This is a genomic window from Bacteroidota bacterium, from assembly GCA_016194975.1.
Lineage (GTDB): Bacteria > Bacteroidota > Bacteroidia > Palsa-965 > Palsa-965.
This window is the reverse complement of the sequence record JACQAM010000005.1, coordinates 1-23,036: the sequence shown is the minus strand read 5'-3', so window position 1 is coordinate 23,036 and position 23,036 is coordinate 1. Positions and strand designations below refer to the sequence as shown.

General features: G+C 43.6%; 16 protein-coding genes. 11 read left to right on the top strand and 5 right to left on the bottom strand.

Going from position 1 to position 23,036, the window contains the following annotated elements:
* Positions 1-4 precede the first annotated feature (4 nt).
* Positions 5-970, bottom strand: coding sequence for an outer membrane beta-barrel protein (locus HY064_03060; protein ID MBI3509616.1), 966 nt, complete (start codon positions 968-970; stop codon positions 5-7).
* A 139-nt stretch (positions 971-1,109) separates the two neighbouring features.
* Between HY064_03060 and HY064_03055 the strand changes: the two genes are divergently transcribed.
* From HY064_03055 to HY064_03040, 4 genes are all read left to right on the top strand, one after another.
* Positions 1,110-2,048, top strand: coding sequence for a nitronate monooxygenase (locus HY064_03055; GenBank protein MBI3509615.1), 939 nt, complete (start codon positions 1,110-1,112; stop codon positions 2,046-2,048).
* A complete protein-coding gene (locus tag HY064_03050) occupies positions 2,045-2,191 on the top strand; it encodes a hypothetical protein (protein MBI3509614.1) in 147 nt (48 codons plus the stop codon). Before HY064_03055 ends, HY064_03050 begins: the two co-directional genes overlap by 4 nt.
* A gap of 102 nt (positions 2,192-2,293) precedes the next feature.
* The gene (locus HY064_03045) at positions 2,294-3,538 is read left to right on the top strand and encodes an insulinase family protein (protein MBI3509613.1); all 1,245 of its coding nucleotides are present in this window, start codon (positions 2,294-2,296) and stop codon (positions 3,536-3,538) included.
* A gap of 1 nt (position 3,539) precedes the next feature.
* Positions 3,540-4,820, top strand: coding sequence for an insulinase family protein (locus HY064_03040; protein MBI3509612.1), 1,281 nt, complete (start codon positions 3,540-3,542; stop codon positions 4,818-4,820).
* A 170-nt stretch (positions 4,821-4,990) separates the two neighbouring features.
* Here HY064_03040 and HY064_03035 read toward each other — a convergent pair whose 3' ends face one another.
* The 3 genes from HY064_03035 to HY064_03025 are packed head-to-tail and all read right to left on the bottom strand — an operon-like array spanning position 4,991 to position 7,736.
* On the bottom strand, positions 4,991-5,368 hold the full coding sequence (locus tag HY064_03035) for a response regulator (protein MBI3509611.1): 378 nt from the start codon (positions 5,366-5,368) through the stop codon (positions 4,991-4,993).
* An 8-nt stretch (positions 5,369-5,376) separates the two neighbouring features.
* The gene (locus HY064_03030; GenBank protein MBI3509610.1) at positions 5,377-6,744 is read right to left on the bottom strand and encodes a XylR N-terminal domain-containing protein; all 1,368 of its coding nucleotides are present in this window, start codon (positions 6,742-6,744) and stop codon (positions 5,377-5,379) included.
* 59 nt (positions 6,745-6,803) lie between these two features.
* Positions 6,804-7,736, bottom strand: coding sequence for a T9SS type A sorting domain-containing protein (locus tag HY064_03025; GenBank protein ID MBI3509609.1), 933 nt, complete (start codon positions 7,734-7,736; stop codon positions 6,804-6,806).
* 129 nt (positions 7,737-7,865) lie between these two features.
* On the opposite strand from HY064_03025, the gene guaA reads away from it, so the two are divergent.
* From guaA to HY064_02990, 7 genes are all read left to right on the top strand, one after another.
* Positions 7,866-9,395, top strand: a complete 1,530-nt coding sequence (gene guaA, locus HY064_03020) for a glutamine-hydrolyzing GMP synthase (protein ID MBI3509608.1) — start codon at positions 7,866-7,868, stop codon at positions 9,393-9,395.
* Between the two features lie 23 nt (positions 9,396-9,418).
* Positions 9,419-11,065, top strand: a complete 1,647-nt coding sequence (locus tag HY064_03015) for a LysM peptidoglycan-binding domain-containing protein (GenBank protein ID MBI3509607.1) — start codon at positions 9,419-9,421, stop codon at positions 11,063-11,065.
* A 4-nt stretch (positions 11,066-11,069) separates the two neighbouring features.
* Positions 11,070-11,966: an oxygen-dependent coproporphyrinogen oxidase gene (hemF, locus tag HY064_03010; GenBank protein ID MBI3509606.1), complete on the top strand. Its 897-nt coding sequence runs from the start codon at positions 11,070-11,072 to the stop codon at positions 11,964-11,966.
* A 123-nt stretch (positions 11,967-12,089) separates the two neighbouring features.
* Complete coding sequence (locus HY064_03005) at positions 12,090-15,575, top strand: PKD domain-containing protein (protein ID MBI3509605.1); 3,486 nt, start codon at positions 12,090-12,092, stop codon at positions 15,573-15,575.
* 92 nt (positions 15,576-15,667) lie between these two features.
* On the top strand, positions 15,668-16,219 hold the full coding sequence (locus HY064_03000) for a hypothetical protein (protein ID MBI3509604.1): 552 nt from the start codon (positions 15,668-15,670) through the stop codon (positions 16,217-16,219).
* A 72-nt stretch (positions 16,220-16,291) separates the two neighbouring features.
* On the top strand, positions 16,292-16,939 hold the full coding sequence (gene nth / locus HY064_02995) for an endonuclease III (GenBank protein MBI3509603.1): 648 nt from the start codon (positions 16,292-16,294) through the stop codon (positions 16,937-16,939).
* Positions 16,940-17,056: 117 nt separating this feature from the next.
* Positions 17,057-22,192 (top strand): PKD domain-containing protein, encoded by a 5,136-nt coding sequence (locus HY064_02990; protein ID MBI3509602.1) that lies wholly within the window; start codon positions 17,057-17,059, stop codon positions 22,190-22,192.
* A gap of 149 nt (positions 22,193-22,341) precedes the next feature.
* On the opposite strand, the gene HY064_02985 is transcribed toward HY064_02990, so the two are convergent.
* Positions 22,342-22,965 (bottom strand): fibronectin type III domain-containing protein, encoded by a 624-nt coding sequence (locus tag HY064_02985; protein MBI3509601.1) that lies wholly within the window; start codon positions 22,963-22,965, stop codon positions 22,342-22,344.
* Between the last annotated feature and the right edge of the window lie 71 nt (positions 22,966-23,036).

Genomic DNA, 23,036 nt, shown 5'->3' with positions numbered 1-23,036 from the left:
GGAATCAGAACTTAGCCCTCACCTTGCGGTGCTTGTATTTTTTTCCTTTGAAGATGGAACTGTAATGCGAACGATAGAGGGAAGATTTGCCACGGAAAACATAACTGAATTCAACATCAGTGGTCATGAAAGAATCATTATGTGTGGAATCGCCCCGCTTGTTGAAATGAGCATTGCCCTGGTCATCATACCAAACGTGGTAACCGAAATTATTTCCGAAACCGGGTTGTGGAGGATTTTGTGCAGCGCCCCATGCATTAGCAGCAGCATGATCCGTTCTGTCGGCCATGATAGAAGCCAGCGGATTCGGATCCCCGGATTTATCTACATAATGAGTGGATGCATCATCAAGATAATCGGTGAATGTAGTTCTCCAGCAGAATTCCCAGCCAATGCGGTAATGCTTATTGATGGTGAAATAAAATCCTGCTGAAGCAGGAATGGTCATTGTGATCGTTGTGTATTTGTGGTCTTCAGTCATCAGCGGACGAAGATCCACCCACTCACCATTATATTTTGCACGTGGATTGTGATACATTCCACCAGCGCCCAATGCAATGTATGCACGGAAATTGTCTTTGTAACGATACGTATGCCCGAGGTCATTTACTTCATAAAAAAACCATTGACATTGTGCATTCAATTCCCACAGATTATTTGAAAAACTAAGATTGCGATAATGACGGGCAGGATTAGTTGACAAAGCATCGTCTCCGCGGATATTCGCATAATTGAAAGATGCTTTAACAGAAAACTGCTGTGCGATCTTATAGCGTGCGAAAACACCAACGGAACTTCTTGTTTCCTGCAACTTCATGTCGGAAACAAAATCACGGCGGGTAAGTTGTTTTCCACCCATTTCTCCGAGATAATTTGCAGCGCCGGTCGATACGCCATAATCCCAATAATACTGGGCATTGATGACTGCGGGTGCAAAAGCGACTATGACAAGTAAAAACAGCTTCCTCATGTTCACAATTTTTCGGGTTACCTTGAATTACGAAAGTACTGAATGTAAACCGCATTTACAAGTGCCGCATTATGGTGTTTTCACCGGGAATGGTTGATAACGGATTCAAATGAATTTACTCCTTACTTTTGAAACCCTCATGGAGAACAGGATCAGGCAACTTTTCGGAATAAAATATCCCATTGTGCAGGCAGGAATGATCTGGTGCAGCGGATGGGAACTGGCCTCCGCGGTGAGCAATGCGGGCGGACTCGGACTTATCGGTTCGGGCTCCATGTATCCCGAAATTCTTCGTGAACATATCAGGAAATGCAATGCGGCGACGAACAATCCTTTCGGTGTGAATGTTCCGCTTTTGTATCCTGATATTGATAAACATATAGCTGTTATTCTCGAGGAGAAAGTGAAAATAGTTTTTACTTCCGCAGGAAATCCGAAAACGTGGACACCGAAACTGAAAGAGCACGGAATAAAAGTGGTGCACGTGGTTGCCAATGTAAAATTTGCACAGAAGAGCCAGGAAGCAGGAGTGGATGCTGTAGTTGCAGAAGGATTTGAAGCGGGCGGACATAATGGAAGAGAAGAAACAACGACGATGGTGCTGATTCCTATGGTGAAAAAAGAAGTAGATGTTCCTGTGATCGCAGCAGGAGGAATTGCCTCAGGCCGACAGATGCTGGCGGCAATGGCGCTGGGCGCTGATGCTGTTCAGATCGGATCTCGTTTTGCTGCTTCGAAAGAATCGTCGGGACATGAGAATTTTAAAAATGCAATTGTGCATGCGCATGAAGGCGATACGATCCTCACGATGAAACAACTTGTGCCGGTGCGGATGATCAGGAATAGTTTTTACAAAGCGATAGAGAATGCGGAACATAATGGAGCAACTACCGAAGAGCTGAAAAAAATTCTCGGGCGCGCACGTGCGAAAAAAGGAATGTTTGAAGGTGATATGGATGAAGGCGAACTGGAAATAGGGCAGGTGAGCGCGATGATAAAAGAAATAAAACCTGCTGCCGAAATTGTAAAAGAAATTATGAATGAATTTGATTCGGTGAAAAATGAAATGTGCCAATGAAAAAAAGTAAAGAGGAAATTCAGAAAGAGGAGCAGCGTAAATTAGATCGACTGAAACCCTACGTTCCTATGTGGATGAGAAAACGTGCCTTGCTTGAAGCGGCCCGTAAATTTGACAGGGAAAGAAAATTGCGTGAGGGATAGCAGCAAGGTGCCCCGCACCGCGGATAGCCCGACGGTGAAGCGAACGAAGTTCTGCTTTACCGGCACGCCCGAATAAAAATTCAAAATTCAGAATTATTAAAGATGATAAAATTTGAAAAATTCACTCTTGTAAACGGACTCAGAGTGATCGTGCATCGCGATGAGGCAACACCGCTTGCGTGCATCAACATTCTGTACGACGTGGGCGCGCGCGATGAAGATGAAAGTAAAACCGGGTTCGCGCATTTATTCGAACACCTCATGTTCGGCGGATCAATAAATATTTCTTCTTACGATGAACCGCTGCAGCGCGTGGGCGGAGATAACAATGCGTTCACCACGAACGATATCACCAATTATTATCTTACGCTTCCTGCAGAAAATCTTGAAACCGGTTTCTGGCTCGAGTCGGATCGAATGCTTTCATTGGCATTTTCAGAAAAAAGTTTAGAAGTGCAGCGCAGTGTGGTGATCGAAGAATTCAAACAACGTTACCTCAATCAACCTTATGGCGATTCGTGGTTGCTCATTCGCCCGCTCGCGTACAAGGTGCACCCGTACAAATGGGCGACGATAGGAAAAGAAATAAAACACATTGAAGATGCGCGGATGGAAGATGTAAAAGCATTTTTCAAAAAACATTATTGTCCTTCGAATGCGATCCTGGTGGTGGCGGGAAATGTGACGGCAGATGAAGTGAAAAAACTTTCTGAAAAATGGTTCGCGCCGATTGATGCCGGGAAAAAAACAGGAAGGAAACTTCCGGTGGAACCGCGGCAGGAAGAATACCGTTTTGAATCGGTTACGAAAGATGTTCCGTTCGATGCGCTGTACCTGAATTTTCACATGTGCGCGCGCGACGACAAAGATTATCATGCAATGGATGTGATCTCCGATATTCTTTCGAGGGGAAATTCGGCGCGGCTTCATAACCGGTTGGTTAAAGAAAAAAGAATTTTCAGCGAAGTGAATGCTTTTGTAATGGGCGATAATGATAAAGGATTATTCTGCGTGACCGGGAAGATCAGCCCGGGAGTGAAGATCGGCGAAGCCGAAGAAGAAGTTTTTTCTGAATTGAAAAAACTTGCTGACGAAAAGGTCAGTGATCGAGAATTGACGAAAGTGAAAAATAAAATAGAATCGTCTTTGCTGTTCGGTGAAATGGGTGTGCTTGATAAAGCAATGAACCTGGCGTTTTTTGAACTGATGGGCGATGCGGAAATGATCAATACGGAAACCGTGAAATATGCAGCCGTAACAGCCGATGATGTACAGCGCCTGGCGAAAGATGTTTTCCGGAAAACGAATTGTTCTTCGCTTCATTATTTATCCTCCAGAAAAAACTGATATGCAACTGAACAGAACGATGGCTCCCGAATTCCGCGAAGTGGGAAAAATTTCGCTCCTGCAACCGAAGGAACTCCGCCTGTCGAATGGTATTCCGCTTTTTCTCATCAATGCCGGTGACCAGGAAGTGGTGCGTATCGATTTTATTTTCAATGCGGGAACACGATTCCAGTCCAGAACGCTTGTTGCAGGAACTGCGAGTGAAATGCTGGAGGAAGGAACAAAAACAAAGAATGCGGAAACGATAGCCGAAGAACTTGATTTTTTCGGTGCATTCACAGAAACAGAATTGAACCAGGATACAGCCAGCTTTACTCTTTTTACACTTAACAAGCATCTTTCTTCAACACTCCCTCTTGCAGAAGATATTTTAGTTAATGCGTCGTACCCCAATGAAGAATTCCTGATATACAGTTCAAATAAACGACAGCAATTCGTGGTGGATTCTGAAAAAGTAGCTACACTTTCGAGACGTAAATTCAACGGCCTTCTTTTCGGTGAAGATCATCCTTATGGAAGAGCAGCGAAGCTCGAAGATTTCGATTCGCTCCATGAAAATGATATTATTTCATTCCATGAAAAATTCTATTCGCTCAAAAACTGCACGATCGTTGTAAGTGGGAAAATTCCGGATCATCTTCAACAACAATTAGAAATGTGTTTCGGGAAATATTCCAATGGGGAAGTGCATAATAATTCTTTGCCGGCTCTCGCAAAATTACAACAACGCATTCACACGGTTGAAAAAGAAGGGGCGATGCAATCCTCCATCCGCATGGGAAGAAGTTTGTTCAATAAAAAACATGCCGATTACCAGAAAATGCTTGTACTGAATACCGTGCTTGGCGGCTATTTCGGTTCGCGCCTGATGGCGAATATCCGCGAAGACAAAGGTTATACTTACGGAATTGGCTCGGGAATTATTTCACTGCAGGAAGCGGGATATTTTGTGATCTCCACCGAAGTGGGTGTGGATGTAACAGAAGCGGCGTTGAAAGAAATTTATGTGGAAATAGAAAAGTTGCAGAATGATAATATTCCTGAATCGGAATTGGATCTCGTGAGAAATTATATGACCGGCGTTTTCCTGCGCAGTACCGACGGGCCTTTCGCTCTTGCCGACCGTTTCAAAGGCCTGATGGGATACGGGCTCGGTTATGATTATTTTTCAAGTTATCTCGAAACGATCCGTTCTGTTTCTGCCAATGAGATCCGCGATCTTGCTCAGAAATATTTGAAGAAAGAAGATCTTATAGAGCTGGTTGCCGGGAAGAGGAAATAAAAAAAGGACATCTCTAATAACTTCGAACTGCTGCGTTGGGCTACGTCCTCAAAATCCTCATTTACGAATAGTAAATTCCGGTTTTTAAGACTTGTCCGCCTTGCATTTCTGTGTTTTTAGAGATGCCCAAAATCAGGAATTGTTATTTGGAATTTATGGCTTGTTATTTTTTAATCCGTTTTACTTTCACTCAGACTTTTCAGTTTTGCACGCAATTCTCTTTCGCCAACAGGTTTTGAAAGAATGCCAATGGGTTTTGTTTTCCGGATGCGTTCTGTTGTTGCGAGGTCGGAATTCCCGGTGAGAAAAAGAATGGGAATTCTATAAATGAGATTCACTTCTTCCGCAGTTTCAATTCCATCCATTGGCCCTTTCAAACCGATGTCCATCAGAATGAGATCGGGTTGGTCAGTGAGTAAAAAATTTAAAACTTCCGGCCCCGACTGCACTTCACCGATCACATCCAATCCCATGTTGGTAAGAATTCTCCGAACGAACATCTGGATGATGACGTCGTCTTCTACAATGAGAATTCGTTTGTAATGCACCCGATTTATTATTTTAAATGTCCGATCTCGCGGAAATTGATAGTGTAATGTGTTCCTTTTCTTTTTTCTTTTTCAATAGTTCCTTCCAGTTGCCGGGCAAGATTCCTGATCAGCAGCAATCCGAGTGAAGAAGATGAACTTATTTTTTCTTCTGAATATCCTGCGCCATTATCACCGATCGTCAATCGGAATTTTTTTCCTTTTTCTACTATAAGTTTTATGGTAATGGTACCCGCATGATCATCGGTGATTCCGTATTTCAGCGAATTGGTGATGATCTCGTTGATCATTAGCCCGAGTGGAACGGCTGTATCGATACTCAGGTTTATATCGGGAACGCTGATGCTGAGTTTTACTTTATTTTTTTCACCCTTCATTGATCTCACAAGTCCGCCCACTAATTTTTTCAGGTAATCGCCGAAACTGATCCGGGAAATATCATCGGCCTGGTAAAGCATTTCATGAACGAACGCCATGGAATTGATGCGGTACTGGCTCTGTGTGAAAAGTTCTTTCACATGCTCATCGGAGATCAAACTTGATTGCAATCCGAGCAGACTGGTGATCACCTGCAAATTATTTTTTACGCGATGATGAATTTCGCGAAGCAGCATTTCCTTTTCCACGAGCGATTGTTTCACCTGTTCTTCCATTTTTTTCCGCTCGAGGAAATACGGAACTTTTGGTTTTGCTTTTTTGCTCAATTGCTTTTCACTCTTCACATACTTCTCGATCTGGTCGGGTGGAGCCATAATGAAAGTGCAATGCGGATCGCCTTTTGCTTTGCATGCGATCTCTACAGCAGTAAGCGAAATTCCGAAACTCGCTTCGCACCATCCCGAAGAATATCCTGCATTCATGAAACATACGGGCTGATCTGATTTTTTCCCGGAACGGATCCAACTGTCGGCTTCAAACGAATAAGGGTGGTGATATTTCAGAAAATAATTTTTATCGGGACTCGGCCGGCTCTCTTCGAGAATGTGAACCGACGCCCAGCCGGTGTAAGCAAAATGTACCGGTCCGGCTGATAATTTTGCAATGGGATCTTTCAATTTCATCTGCTGATGGAAATTCTTTGCATCACTGAGCCCGATGAGATGCGCCAGGTCGAAAAGCATATTTTTACCAATGAGCATTGCTTCTTCTTTTCCACGGTCGGAATAAAAACGTTGAATGGATTCGAGGAACTCGAGCGAGAGTGCAGATGCGCGCACAAGCAGGTAACGCTGGCCGTTCACTTCAATGGAAGCTTTGGTCGGATCCATTTTAAGATTACGGAAGTATTTATCCACAACCTTTTCTGCATTCTCGAAAAGATCACTGACTTCGGCGGGAACTTTTACCGTTCTCGTCCTGGATTTCTTTTTGGACACTGGATTTTTTTAGCGGCATTGCAAAGGTAAAAAAATCGGGAGCCGCTATTTGTAATTTTTCAGTGTTGCACCACAATCATTTTATTCACAGAATTTTCTCCGTCACTGACGTTCACAAAATAAATTCCATTCGCAAACGCTGAAACATCAATGGAATTTTTACCGGCCTGTATTTTTTTCTGCAGCATGATCTCGCCGAGCGAATTGTAAAGAAGGAGTTGAGATGACGGAGAATTTTTCATCGTCACATTCAGAACGTCCGCAACCGGATCAGGATAAACACTCACATTTATTTCCGGCAGAGGATTTTTTACGGAAAGCATAAGCGAATCAGGAATCACCCACACATCGTCAATGGCATAAGAAGTGAAAGGATAACTTCCACCGCGATTGATAATAGTAAGCTGGCTGTCGTGAATGAAACTTCCAATGGTGATGTATTGTTCTCCACCCACAGCTGTGTAGGTTCCGGAGATCGCGGTCCAGTTAAGCGAATCGTTGAGCACATTTCCCGGCGCATTCGCAATTTGTGGAGTGTAGGCAAATGGTGTAAGCGAATTGATGGGAGTATTTGAAATATAAATCCCGAGATTTCCATCCACCGCCCACATCGCATGATCTTCATTCATGATCACATACATTCCCACATTGTAAACTACACCGGCGACAAGCGGAGATGAAAGTTGCTGATGAAACATTTCGCGATAATCAACCTGCGAAGTGTAATAATTCACCTCACCGGCAAATGCATTTCCCGTTCGCGCGGGCTGGTATCCGCGTGCGCTCACAGGAACGCCCACCTGCCCGGGCTCGTCGCACGTGTTATAATAATCGGGGGTGTTCACGTCGGTGATCCAATTAGCTGCATAATTCAGTTGGCTAACTGAATTCGGACAAGCGAGTGTGTCTTCAAAACCGGGATTGAGAACGAGATTCTGTGCATAAAAGCTGAAGGAGATCAACAGTGCGCCTGCGAGTAAAAATTTTTTCATTGGGAAACTTTAGGTTTGTTCAGTACGCTAATTTAGAATAATTGGAAGACACCGGGATGATTACAGATTTACCAACAAAATTTCCTCTTCCAACTCACAACTCCGCTCTCCCAACTATCTTTGCCGGATATGCATGAAAAAATTCTGATCCTCGATTTCGGATCGCAATACACACAACTCATCGCGCGTCGTGTGCGTGAGCTGAATGTTTACTGTGAAATTCATCCTTACAATAAAGTTCCTGCTATAAATTCATCGGTGAAAGGTGTTATTCTTTCCGGGAGCCCGTTCTCGGTGCGCGATGTAAATGCGCCGAACCCTGATATTTCTGCTTACCGAAAAAAAATTCCTGTGCTGGGTATTTGTTACGGAGCTCAATTACTCGCGTCGCAGAATGGAGGAGAAGTGTTGCCCTCGAAACATCGCGAGTATGGCCGTGCAAATCTCGCGCATGTGGATGATGTGGATCGCCTTTTCAGAGGAGTTTCTCATAATTCACAGGTGTGGATGTCGCATGCCGATACGATCACAAAAATTCCAGCTTCATTCAAAGTAATTGCAAGCACCAGTGATGTTACTTATGCCGGTTATGCCATTGAAGGAGAAGAAACCTGGGGAATTCAGTTTCATCCGGAAGTTTATCATTCCACCGAAGGCCCTGCCTTGCTGAAAAATTTTGTTGTTGGAATCTGTCGCTGCAAACAGGACTGGACGCCGGGAAGTTTTATTAATGACACGGTTGAAGAGTTGAAAAAGAAAATTGGTAATGATAAAGTGGTCATGGGACTTTCGGGTGGAGTTGATTCTTCTGTTGCCGCGTTACTGCTGCATAAAGCCATTGGAAAAAATCTCTTTTGCATTTTTGTTGATAATGGTTTACTGAGGAAAGATGAATTTACTTCCGTGCTTGATTCCTACCAGCACATGGGGCTGAATGTAAAAGGTGTGGACGCGAAAAAAAGATTTTACTCGGAACTCGAAGGAGAAAAAGATCCGGAGAAAAAAAGAAAAATAATCGGACGCGTTTTCATTGAAGTTTTTGATACAGAAGCACACGCGATAAAAGATGTAAAATGGCTGGGACAGGGAACCATTTATCCCGATGTGATCGAATCAGTTTCTGTGGGTGGCCCATCGCAAACTATCAAATCGCATCACAACGTTGGAGGATTACCCGATACAATGAAAATGCAAATTGTAGAACCGCTGCGTTTGCTTTTTAAAGATGAAGTGAGAAGAGTGGGCGATGCGCTTGGTTTAGAACATAATATTCTGCATCGTCATCCTTTTCCAGGGCCCGGACTCGGCATTCGCATTCTTGGCGACGTCACAGAAGAAAAGGTACGCATATTGCAGGAAGCAGATCATATATTCATTGAAGGATTGAAAAAACACGGGCTTTACCGTTCGGTGTGGCAGGCGGGAGTGATACTTCTTCCTGTGCAGAGCGTAGGCGTAATGGGCGACGAGCGCACGTACGAGAATGCGATCGCGTTGCGCGCGGTAACTTCCACCGATGGAATGACGGCCGACTGGTGCCATCTTCCTTATGAGTTTTTAGGAAAAATGAGTAATGAGATCATCAATAAAGTGAAAGGAATAAACCGCGTGGTGTACGATATCAGTTCGAAACCTCCGGCAACCATCGAGTGGGAATAATGTGCTAATTTGCTGAGGTGTCAATGACCGCTGAAAAAAATATTTTTTTTACTACACGCAGTTTACTCACTGTGATGCTGGTGATGCTGGTGAATTTTTCATTCGCGCAGAAGAATAAAGATGGCGGAATAAAAAAATCAACAAAGACAGAGATCATTGATGGAAAAAAATATTACCTGCATACGGTTGAGAAAGGCCAGACGCTTTATGCCATTGCAAAAACCTATGATCTTACTGTGAATGATGTGCTCGTTGAAAATCCGGATGCGCTCAATGGAATAAAACCCGGGCAGGTATTGCGCATTCCCGCGCAGAAACAGGTGGTGAATACAACAAAACCTCCGGCAGCGGATACCGGATTTTTCATTCACAAAGTGGAAGCCGGACAAACGTTATACAGCATTGCGTTGAAGTATAATATTTCCCAGGATGAAATTCTGAAACTGAATCCCGACGCGAAGAATGGATTGAGAATTGGTGAAGAATTAAAGATCCCTTCTAAAAGCGGAAATTCGGTTGCAATTAGCAATGTGGTTAATAGCAATGTTGGTTCTGATACTTCTTTCACGCTGAAGAAAAAAGATGCATACCAGGTGGCGATGATGTTGCCTTTTCAGGGATGGAATGCAGATAATCTCGATGTAGATGCAATTACCAATGGGCAAAAAGATTTTCCTCCCAAAGCGCTTGCAGCCGTTCAGTTTTACGAAGGAGCTTTACTCGCGCTCGATTCCATGAAAAAAACCGGGATGATCATTGATCTGCATGTGTATGATGTGGACGATGCGGATTCTGAAAAAGTGAAAACGATTCTCGGCAGAAGTGAATTTTCCGGAATGGATCTCATAATTGGTCCGCTGAGCCCTGCATCTTTTTTCCCGGTTTCCCAATGGGCAAAAGAACATCATGTGGCCATCGTGTCACCGGTTTCTCCTGCTAATCGCGTGATCTTTCATCAGCCGGAAGCAATAAAAACACTTCCTAGTATTTCCACGCAAATGGAACAGTTGGCCGTTTATATTGCCGCGAATAATAAAACCGATAATATCATTCTCTTCAATTCCGGAATTCCTAAAGAAGCGGCTGCCGGAAATGCATTTTATTCCATGGCTAATAAATTGCTTTTTCCCGATGAGAAAGACAGTGTGCGTATAGCTAAAGGATTTGCAGCACTACAGGGAATGATGAAAAAAGATAAAATGAATGTTATTGTTATTACTTCTAACAACCAGGCATACGTTACTGATCTGGTTCGTCTCATCAATGGACTTGCCGATGATTATCCGATCATGCTCTTCGGTACAAGCACATGGATGACGTTTGACAATATGGATCCTGAATATCTTGAGAAATTACAGTTTCATTACGCGGCTCCGTATTTTGTTGATTACGATTCAAACATGGTGGTAAAAAAATTCATTGCCAGTTATGAAAGTTGTTTTCACTCTGATCCGGCTCCTTATGCTTATGCAGGATACGACGTCACTTTATTTTTTCTTCATTCGCTCTATACTTACGGAACTGATTTTTATGCGAAGGCACCCGAATTGAAAGGCAGCGGAATCCAGCAGGATTTTTCTTTCTATCGCAGTGATCCCGAAAGCGGTTATGAAAATAAAGGAGTCCGGATTGTGAAAGTGAGTGAATACCGTTTGCATCGCATTCAATGAAATTATGATCACAAAAGATTCTGTTTCTTCTGCATTTCGCGAATTACAATCTGCGATCTGTACCGATCTTAAAAAAGAAGATGGTGGTGCGGAATTTTCTTCTGAGAATTGGGAGCGCGATGGCGGAGGCGGAGGGATTACAAAGGTCATTCAGTATGGAGCCATTATTGAAAAAGGCGGTGTGAATTTTTCTGCAGTGCACGGAGAACTTCCCGAAAAGATCATGCATGCATTGAAAGTGAATGATAAAAATTTTTTCGCAACCGGAGTTTCCATTGTCATTCATCCGTCAAGCCCGATGGTTCCGATCATTCACATGAATGTACGCTATTTTGAACTTGCGGATGGAACCTGGTGGTTCGGCGGAGGAATAGATCTTACGCCGATCTATGTTGTAGAAGATGATGCTGTTTTTTTTCACCGTCAATTGAAAAAGGTCTGCGACAAATTCGACGCAAAATTTTATCCGTGCTTCAGAAAAAACGCCGATGAATATTTTTTTATCAAACACCGGAATGAAACGCGTGGAATAGGAGGAATATTTTTCGATCGCCTCGCGGATAGAAGTAAAGAAGATCTATTCGAATTCGTAATGGCTGTTGGAAATATATTTTCGCAAACTTACGTCGAGATCATCCGCAGGAACCGAACAAAAAAATACGGGGAGAAGGAAAAGAAATGGCAATTGATTCGCCGCGGACGTTATGTGGAATTCAACCTGGTTTACGATAAAGGAACAAAGTTCGGGTTGATGACCGATGGCAGGACGGAATCAATATTGATGTCATTGCCAGAAAATGCATCGTGGATCTACAATTTTGTTCCTGGAGACGGATCAGAGGAAGAGAAGACGCTTGCCTTGCTTAAAAAGGGTATCGATTGGGCAAATAAACCGGCCTAATTAACCATTCATCTGTTGAAAAGTAAGCTTGGTCGGCAAAATAGGGCTTGACTTGATGGGGTTTTTGTCTTAAATTGCGTTTTCAAAAAAAAAATACTTTTTCCGTCCTAACCAGAAAAGTAGATGAAACACATTTTCACGAATCTGAAAATTGCTGTTTGGAGTACAGTAATTTTCTTCGGATTCCTGATCACGGAAAATGCAAGTGCGCAGGCAAACGCACAAAGCAATATCCAGTCAGTTTCCGATCCCATTTACGGCGATTCGCTCGATGGATTTAATCTGAGCAGAGCGATTGCAAAAGCGCATGATAAGGGTCTGAATGCAAGAGAGACGACTGCGTTTATTGTGAGATGCAAACGCTCCTATGTAGATCGCAAGTACGAGCTTCCTGTCGCGCAAAAAAATACTGATCTCGCTGCCATGCGCATTCCCAACCAGGTAGCGATGACCCCTTGTACCAATATGGATTTTGAAACCGGAAATTTTACGGGGTGGACAGGATTCATTGGCGACAACACGGTAAGTTCAAATGGTCCTTTGCAGAATATTAATCCCGGAATTTTTACAACAGGAATGGATGCGCTGCTTTCCGATATGAATGCGCGACATACCATTGTTTCTGCTGCTTCCGGAAATGATATGTACGGAGGATTTCCCTGCGTTTTTCCAGGTGGAAATTATTCAGTTCGTCTTGGAAACACATATGCGAATTACCAGGGTGAAGCGTTGGAGCAAACCTTTACAGTCGGTGCTGCTAATACAAGTTTCACTTATTCGTACGCAGTAGTTCTGAATGATGGAGGACACTCAGCAGGAGAGCAACCCTATTTCCGAATTGAAATGTTCGATCAATCGAATAATCTTATTCCATGTGCTCAATATTATGTTGAAGCTGCTGGAGGAAATACACCTGGCTTCACTCCGAGTGCTATAGATCCATGGACTTATTACTCGCCTTGGAATACAGTAAATGTGGATCTCACAGCATATATGGCAAGCACTGTAACCGTTCGGTTTACTGCTTCGGGTTGTATTTATGGTGGACATTTTGGTTATGCCTACATAGATGCTTCCTGTTTTCCATATACGATTGCAATGAGTGATTCCTTATGCCAGGGAAGTGCAATTACACTTACAGCCCCGGTGGGTGCAACGGCATATTTATGGAGTACGGGCGCAACTACGCAAGCAATTACTGTGAATTCCGCCGGATCTTATTCGGTGGACATGACTTCCGTTACCGGTTGTCATACAACACTGACACGAAATGTTTTTGTTTATGCCCAACCGACCGCTGCTTTCAATCCTACTTCGCCGGCATGTTCTATGAGTTATACTTTTAATAATACCAGTTCTATTTCCAACGGATCATTGAATTACTATTGGGATTTCGGAGATCCTAATCTAACGAACGACACCTCGAATGTGGCCAGCCCGACGTACACTTACACAACGCCGGGTCAATACACCGTGACCTTAATTGTAACCAGTAATAATGGTTGTGCGGATACCATCACCCAGATTGTGAATCCGGGAAGTGCAGGATTAGCGGCATTCAACAGTACAACTGTTTGCGTTGGACAGTCAACGAATTTTACGGACCAATCTACAAATCCTACAAGCTGGAATTGGAATTTCGGAGATCCACCTTCGGGTGCAAATGATTCTGCCAATACACAAAACGCTACTCATACTTTTACAGCTGCAGGAACTTATAATGTTACACTCACAGTTGGTGGAAATCCTTGCCCTTCTACATTGACTCAAAGTGTAATTGTAAATCCGTTACCAACCCCGGCATTCGTATTCAACCAGGTTTGTGGCGGACAGCTGGTCAATTTCACCAGCACATCAACAGTTGCTCCGCCAGATGCTATCACCAGTACATCGTGGAATTTTGGAGATCCTGCTTCAGGTCCAAATAATACTTCTGCGCTTTCAAATCCGTCGCACACTTTTTCTGCTCCCGGAAATTATACGATCACATTGACAGTAAATACTACGAATGGATGTCCGCAAACTATCACGCAGAATGTATCAGTTGGACTATCCGCAATTGCAGCATTCACCGCAACTGCAGTTTGCACCAATTCTCCAATGCAGTTCACTAATACTTCTGCAAATGGAAATTCCTATTTCTGGGATTTCGGAACTGTTGCAACGAACGATACGAGCAATGTACAGAACCCGTCTTTCACCTATGCAACAGCAGGAACTTATGTAGTCACGCTCATTGCAAATCCGGGACCGTGTTCTGATACGGCAACTTTATCTGTCACTGTTGCGCCAGGCCCGCAAGTTCAATTCACCGCTCCTGCAGTTTGCATTGGAACGAATTCATCTTTTACAGATCAATCAACAATTGCTTCAGGATCGATCACCAATTGGTCCTGGAATTTTGGTGTTGCTGCAATTACAAGCGATACCTCCAATCTCCAGAATCCAAGTTATGCCTATACTACTGCTGGTTCTTATGTGGTGACGCTCACCTGTACTTCTAACAATGGTTGTCAGACTACAACAAATCAGAATGTGACTGTGAATCCACAGCCGACAGCGAATTTCAGTTCTGTTGTTGTCTGTGCAAATTCTCCGACTAATCTCACTGATCTTTCCATTCCAAATTCCGGAACGATCACAAACTGGTCGTGGGATTTCGGCGATGGATCTCCATTGGGAAATACGCAGAATCCTGTTCACACTTATACTAATGATACAACTTATCAGGTGACATTGATCGTAACCAACACTGCAGGATGTATTGATACCATTGTTCTTCCTGTTGTTACTGCTTCAATTCCGAATGTTCAGTTCATTGGAGATTCTTTGCAGGGATGCCCGGTTCATTGTGTGAATTTCCTCGATCAGACCACGATTGCTTCAGGAAGTATTACTGGTTGGACGTGGGATTTCGGAGATGGATCGCCGAATAGTTTCACACAAAATCCTTCTCATTGTTACATCACTCCCGGAACTTATCCGGTTACACTTACTGCAACGTCTAATGGTGGATGCGCAACTACGTTGAACATTCCGAATTACATTACAGTGCATCCGGTTCCTGTTGCAAGTTTTTCAGCTACTCCTCCATCAACAACTGTCACTAATACCAATATCAATTTCACCGATCTCTCGCAAGGTAATCCTGTTGCATGGTCATGGAATTTTGGTGACGGAACTACGTTATCGGATACTTCAAGCATGCAGAATCCGAGCTACGAATATTCGCAGGAATACGGAAGCAATTATACAGTAACGCTGGTGGTGAATAATCAATTTGGCTGTACGGATGATACGTCACTTGAAGTGATTGTAGAACCGGAATTCACTTTCTATATTCCAAATGCATTTACACCGAATGGTGACGGAATAAATGATGGATTCTACGGAACAGGAATCGGAATTACCTCTTACAACATCTGGATCTTTGACCGCTGGGGAAATCTTATTTTCCAGACGAATGATATGAACCAGGCATGGGATGGAACAGTGCAGGGTAAGAGTGGAACTATATGCCAGGAAGATGTATATGTATGGAAAGTTCAGCTCACCGATGTTTGGAATAAGAAACACAAGTACATAGGACACGTATCGCTCATCAAGTGATCCGTTTTGTTAAAACCCTCACTTGGGCTGATTTTTGCTTTTCTGCTTTCAATTAACTAAGTTTGTTAAACTTCATTAGGCAAACAATGAAAATGAAAAAACTAATTACTCTGGCCATCTTTATGAGCGCAACGTTATGGTCGTTCGCACAATACAGTCATGTCGCTGTAGGCCCCAATGGAAATAAAATCGAGGAAGGGCAATACAATGCCGATCCCGGAATTCTTCCCAATGACAGCAAAGAAGTCGTTGCAAATAAAATGGCTTCTGTTTACAAAATCGGCGTATGGAAATATTGGTTCGATAACGGACAACTTTCCGCCGAAGAACATTATGATAATAATGGAACCGCCATTGGTGATTGGAAAACCTGGCATCCAAGCGGTCAACTTGCAAGCGAAGTAGACAAAGCAAGCGGCGCCGCAGTTTATTATCATCCGAATGGACAAAAAGCGGAAGAAGGAATGATCAACGCATCCCAGGTGAGAACCGGCGCATGGAAAGGATGGCACGACAATGGCCAACTCAACTATACCGGCTCTTACAATGCAAATGGAGAAAAGAACGGAACGTGGACATTCTATGATTCTGCTGGAAATGTTTTTGCAACTGAGAATTATTCCAACGGCACGAAATTGAATTAAGCATTCAAACCTGAAAAAAAACCCTGCTGAAAATTGCAGGGTTTTTTTTTGCAACGTCCTCATCATTTTTTTATGAATAAAAAAGAAAGATTCGAACATGTGATCCGTTGGTTCGAAACAAATATGCCGGTTGCGCAAACGGAATTACATTACAAAGATCCTTTTCAACTTCTGGTTGCAGTAATTCTTTCGGCGCAATGCACGGACAAGCGTGTGAATATGGTAACACCTGCGCTCTTCAGAAGATTTCCGGATGTAGAAACGCTTGCAGCAAGTTCAGCCGCTGAAGTATTCACTTACATAAAAAGTATTTCTTACCCGAACAATAAAGCAAAGCACCTGGTAGGAATGGCACAAACATTATTGAAAGATTTCAGCGGAATTGTTCCTTCTACATTGGAGGATCTTATAAAACTTCCAGGTGTCGGAAGAAAAACAGCAAATGTTATTGCTTCTGTTGTTTATGATAAACCTGCGCTTGCTGTAGATACGCATGTGTTCCGTGTGAGCGCACGCATAGGCCTGAGCACGAACGCAAAAAATCCGCTGCAAACAGAAATGCAATTAGTGAAATTCATTCCGCGTGAAAAGATCGCGATCGCTCATCACTGGCTCATTCTTCACGGGCGCTATGTTTGCATTGCAAGAAATCCGAAATGCAACGTATGTGGATTGAGAACCTGGTGTAAATTCGGAAATAGGAATTTGAGAGTTATGTAGATTTATCCAATTCCGCCCCTCTTTTATTGATATAAAAATTCGCTCCCACAATTATAAACATGGCGTGAATGTTATTCTCCTTCGTCCTATATTTACTCTCCTTTAAAAAATCCTCCAATGAAAAAGTTCATCGCCGTTTCCTGTTTTTTTCTTCTCTGCAAAATGGGCATTGCTCAATTGCCAATGACAAGAAGCACTTTCAACGCACCGTATGTTCCCATCAGTTTGCCTGCTGCTACTTTATCCACAGCCACCGGCGATGATGTTGCGCAGAGTGCCATACCAATTGGATTTACATTCAATTATCTCGGCACAAACTATACAACGATCGGCGTGAATACGAACGGTGTTGCTTCTTTCGATCCGGTCATGTCCATCTCCGGAACGAATAATAATTTATATGTTGCCACTGCGCCGAATAATTCTCTCGCACCGTGGTGGGATAATATCTGGTCCGATTCTATTCTTTACCAGTTGCAGGGCGTTCCCGGCAGCCAGACATTTACCATTCAATGGACAAATTCTTATTCCTATTTCAATACAGCAACTCAACGTTTGAATTTCCAAATAACACTTTATGAAACTTCGAATGTGATCGAATTCAGTTATGGCGCTTTTGTTCCCGGTGTTGCTGCAGCGAATGAATCTGCTTCTATAGGAATTGAAGGAGCAGGCGGCCCGGGAAATTATCTTGATGCCGTAACAGGATCTGCTTTTACCAGCAATGGAATGCTCAATGCCGCTAATGAATGGCCTGCACATAATTTTCGTTTTACACCCGGTGTTCCAACTGTTCTTGCCGGAGGAACTTACACGGTGGGGCTCACAGGAAATTATTTCAGTCTCAGTGAAGCGATCGCCGATATTAATCACCGCGGAATTTCAGGACCTGTTATTCTTTCCCTCATTGATGCAAATTATGATGTGACTCCTGCCAACGGAGATAATTTTTTCCCGATGCTGCTCGGTCCTGTCATCGGTTCTTCTGCAGCAAATACAATTACTGTGATGCCTGCTTCCGGAACTTCAACAATTTCATCGGAAGGAACACTCAATGGAAATTGCGGAAATGCTGCTGCAAATAATGTGATCAGCAACGCAAATGAACCGATACTCGCACTCGTGGGCGCGAACCATGTTACGCTGCAGAATTTAAATCTCACGTGCAGTTCTACGGGAGTTGTTGATCGTGGATTACAAGTGATCAATTCATCAGCAATAGTAGGATCACAGAATAATAATTTCCAGGGAATATCAGTTACACTCAACCGTGCGAATGTAGGTTGTTACGGGATCAGTCAGCAGGCGATCACGGTCCCGACTAATGCAACAGGTGCTAATTCGAATAATATTTATCTCAACCTGAATATTTCAAATGTTTACACCGGAATTTATCTCAATGGAAATGCTGCATTTCCCGATCAGAATTGTGTGATCGGAAATTCTTCACCAACACTATTCAACAGCATTGGCGCAGCTACTCCGAATGACATCGGTGCGGGTACAGGAGGAACGGCGAGCTACGGGATCCGTGCAAACAATCAAAGCGGTGTTTCCATTTACAATAATGAAGTGAGAAATGTTTCTCATGCCGGATTTTCTACTGTAGAAGGAATTGTGATCGATGCAGGAGTGGGCAACAATAATATTTTCATGAACAAAGTTCACGATATCAATTACACCGGAACACTTTCTACCGCGAATGTGACGGGCATTCGTACCAATCTCGCCAATGCCGGAGCCAACAATGTGAATGTATTCAACAATTTTGTTTACGCAGTCGGTACCGCGTACACAGGCGCTGCATCTGCTACGCGCGCGGTACGCGGAATTTATGTGCAGTCTATAGGTGGTGGAAATAATACCAGCACGATAAATGTTGATTTCAATAACGTGCGCATGGATAATTCGTCATCACCGAATATTTCCGGAACCTGTTTTGAAAGTGGCGCAACAAACGGGCCGGTCATCAATACCAGAAATAATGTGCTGGCAAATTTTACAGGAACGCAAACAGGAGTTGCTGTTCACTTTGCAATGGCAACGCCTACGACAACTGCAATTGGCAACGCGGGATCTATTTCCAATTACAATGATCTCTACATAAATAATGCTGCGAATGGTTATACCGGAATTGGCCAGACCACGACTTATGCAACGCTTGCCAACTGGCAAACAGGAATGACGCAGGATGCAAATTCAATTGCAATAGATCCTGGTTTCAATTCACCGAATGATCTTCACGTTACTGCAGTGGGTTTGAATAACACAGGAAATATGACTGGAATTACATGGGTGACTACCGACATCGACAATCAATCGCGTTCTGCAACTCCTGATATCGGCGCTGATGAATTTGCGCCACTGCTTCTTGATGCAGGAATTACTTTGCTCGTTGCGCCTCTGAACGGTGGTTGTCATTCTTCCACCGAACAAGTTACAGTAACGCTGAAAAATTTTGCTGCAGTTGCACTTGATTTTTCTGTGAATCCTGTGACGGTGACAGTGAATATTTCCGGCGCAGTTACGCAGACATTGACCTACACCATTGTCGATAATTCATTGAATGCAAATAATCCTCTTCCATCCGGATCTTCACTTGTTGTTCCTGTTGGAACTTTCAACATGACGACGAATGGAAATTATGTTTTTGATTCTTACACTACACTTGCAGGCGATGGAAATCCGGCGAACGATGCAATGGTAACTGTGAATATCGGTTACATGGCAGGAAATGCGATGGCGAATCCTGCTTCAGTGTGTGCAGGTTCTTCTACAACATTAACGCTCTCCGGTTATTCTGCAGGAGGAACAATTCAGTGGATGAGTTCAATCGATGGTGGAATTACATGGAGCAATGAAACAGGTCCGGGTTCAACAACTAATTCTTATGTCGCTACTCCGGGAGCAAATACACTTTACGAAGTTTCATTCTGTGGCTCTCTTCTTTCGAATGTCGACACGGTAAATTATTTTCCGGTCACATCACCAACTGTTGTTGATGATACAGTTTGCGGCCCGGGCGTTGTGAATCTCACTGCGAGCGGAAGTGGAACGATCTATTGGTACGCTGCCGCAAGTGGAGGTACTGCACTTGCAACGGGTCCTAATTATTCTCCGAATGTTGGAGCGACAACTACATTTTATGTTTCGAACACGAATGGAAGCATCACCGATGGAGTTGGCCTGTATGATAATTCTGCAGGAGGAGCCATGTCAGGTTCTGCAAACAACCTGATCTTCGATGTGCTTTCCAATTGCACACTCGCCGGCGTTTATGTTTATCCTGCTACTGCCGGAAATGTGATTATCGATCTTGAGGATAATACAAATGCTATTCTCAACACAGTAACTTTTGTTGCAACTGCAGCTGATGTTGGTCAACGGACTTATGTTCCGCTTAATTTCAGTTTAACTCCTGCAACAGGAATGCAACTCGTTCGGAATTTTGCTTCGGTGAATTGCTGGAGAAATAATGTGGGCGTAACTTATCCTTACACCTTGCCTGGAATTCTTTCCATCACCACAAGCACAGCGGGTGGAGGATTTTATTATTTCTTTTACGACTGGCAGATTAATTATGGTTGCGAAAGCCCGCGTTCTCCACTCACAGTCGTTGTAACAACACCTGTCGCAATTTCTGTTTCTCCTACTTCAGCAATTCTCTGCAATGGCGATAGTACAAATCTTACCGTGAGCAGCGCCGATCTGAATTACGGATACACCTGGTCGCCGGGCGCAACGCTGAACACTTCTGTTGGAACAAGTGTAATGGCAACACCAACGATCACGACTACTTACACGGTGAATGCGCTCGATGCAGGAACAGGTTGTCGCGCTACCGACAGCGTGATGGTCACAGTGAATACGATGGGAATTTTTTCAATTTCAGTTTCTGATTCTGTGATCTGTTCCGGAAATCCCGATACGCTCGTTGTAAATCTTCCGATGCAAAGTGTCGGATTGTTTGATAATTCCGCCGGAGGAAATCAATCTGCTTCCGTCAACAATTTAATTTTCGATGTGTTTTCTAATTGCACTCTTGCCGGAGTTTATATTTATCCGGGCGCTGCAGGAAATGTGATCATTGATCTCGAAGACAATACAAATGCTGTTCTCAACACCGTCACGTTTGTTGCAACTGCTGCTGATGTGAATCAACGCACGTATGTTCCTTTGAATTTTGCACTCACGCCTGCAACGGGAATGCAACTCGTACACAATGTTGCGTCGGTCATGTGCTGGAGAAATAATGTCGGTGTAAATTATCCTTACACACTTCCCGGCGTCATCTCCATCACCACCAGCACAGCCGGAAATGCATTTTATTATTATTTCTATGATTGGCAGATTCAAACTCCGGGGCCTTACACGTACGCGTGGACCTCTGTGCCGGTAGGATTTACAGCGACAGGTGATACAGCATTTGTTGCACCAACTGTGAACACACAATATTTTGTGACGGTGACAGACACACTTGCAGGATGCACAGCAACATTCAGCGCCAATGTAAATATGCCATCACCAATGAATGCAATGATCTCAGGAATAAATTCTATTTGTGCCGGAGATTCTACTTTATTGGTCGCAACAGTCAGTGGCGGAGATGGAAATTTTTCTTTCCTGTGGAGCAGTGGACTTGGTACAAATGATTCGGTGTGGGCAATTCCTGCAGCCACCACAACTTATTCCGTAACGGTAACGGATGGATGCGGATCGATTTCTACTGCAACTTATGCTGTAACTGTGAATGCAGGCCCGCCTACAGCATCATTCACTTATGCTGCAACAGGATTGATGACGCTTACATTCACTGACGCGTCAACAAATGCAACATCATGGTCATGGGATTTCGGTGATACGCAAACATCCACTTCACAAAGTCCGACGCACGTTTATGCCGCACAGGGAACCTACACGGTAACACTCATCGTTACGAACGGATGCGGAACAGATACCACCACCCAGATTATTATTGTAGATGGAGTGGAGAATATTCCATTTGCAGAAAATATTTCTGTCTATCCGAATCCCGCGAATGGAAAATTCAATGTGGAGTTCAAAGGAATTTCAGGAGGAGAAATGACGTTGCAGTTGTTCGATATGCAGGGATCATTGATCATGAGGAAAACGGTGAATGCAAAATCAGGAATGATCATTCCTGTGAACGTGGAAGGATTCGCAACCGGACTTTACATGCTTAAAATTTCCGGAACGAGCGGAAGTGCAGTTTTCAAAGTTGACGTTCAATAAAAACTGAATTCAGAACAGAGAAGGGGAGTGACTGACATAGCCCACCGATTAATCGGTGGGCTATGTTTGATTTATGGTTCATGATTTTAAATTAAATAAAAAAGCTGCCTCATTGCTGAAGCAGCTTTCCCTTTTCTACCCATTGAAATTTACGGAGCGATCTTCGTTACGCTGTCGCTCCACGGGCCTTGTCCTTTTGTGCCGACAGCAGCGATGCGGAAAAGAAATTTTGTTCCGCTGTTCAGGTTCTGCACGGCGAACGATGATTTCGTAGTGGTGCCAGCGCGGAGCCAACCGGTGAGGCCTGCAGGATCGGAAGTGTATTCCATTTCATAAATTTTGCAACCTGCAATGCGATCCCAATGCAAATCCACTTCGCCGGGATTGTCGCCGGTGGTGGCATTTACATTTTGCGGTTTAGGCATTTCACCAATGTGTGCGTGGGTGATGGCGATGTCGAACCCTGCGCTGTTGATGATGGTTGTATTTCCGTTGCTCATGGTTTGAACGTAACCACCCAACTGCGAAAAAAGAAGATCGAGATGTTCTTCTTTATCATTCTGGATCACGGTTTTTGTTTTCGCTGCATCACGGGCAATTTGCGCAGCGTTGAACGCCGTTTCAAGATCGTTTGCAGCGGCAGTCACGGTTGCCAGTGAAGGATTCGGCGTTGTGAAATTGCTGTTGCCCGTCATGTCTGTAATAACCTGGCGAACCTGCTGGACTTTTTCAGGAACAGTTAATCCTCTCAGCCCTACTTTCAGTTTTGTCATAAAAGTTGTTTTTTGAATTTTGATTTGTTTTCTTTTCCTGTTTCATCTCCGGAAAACAGGAAAAGAAAAAT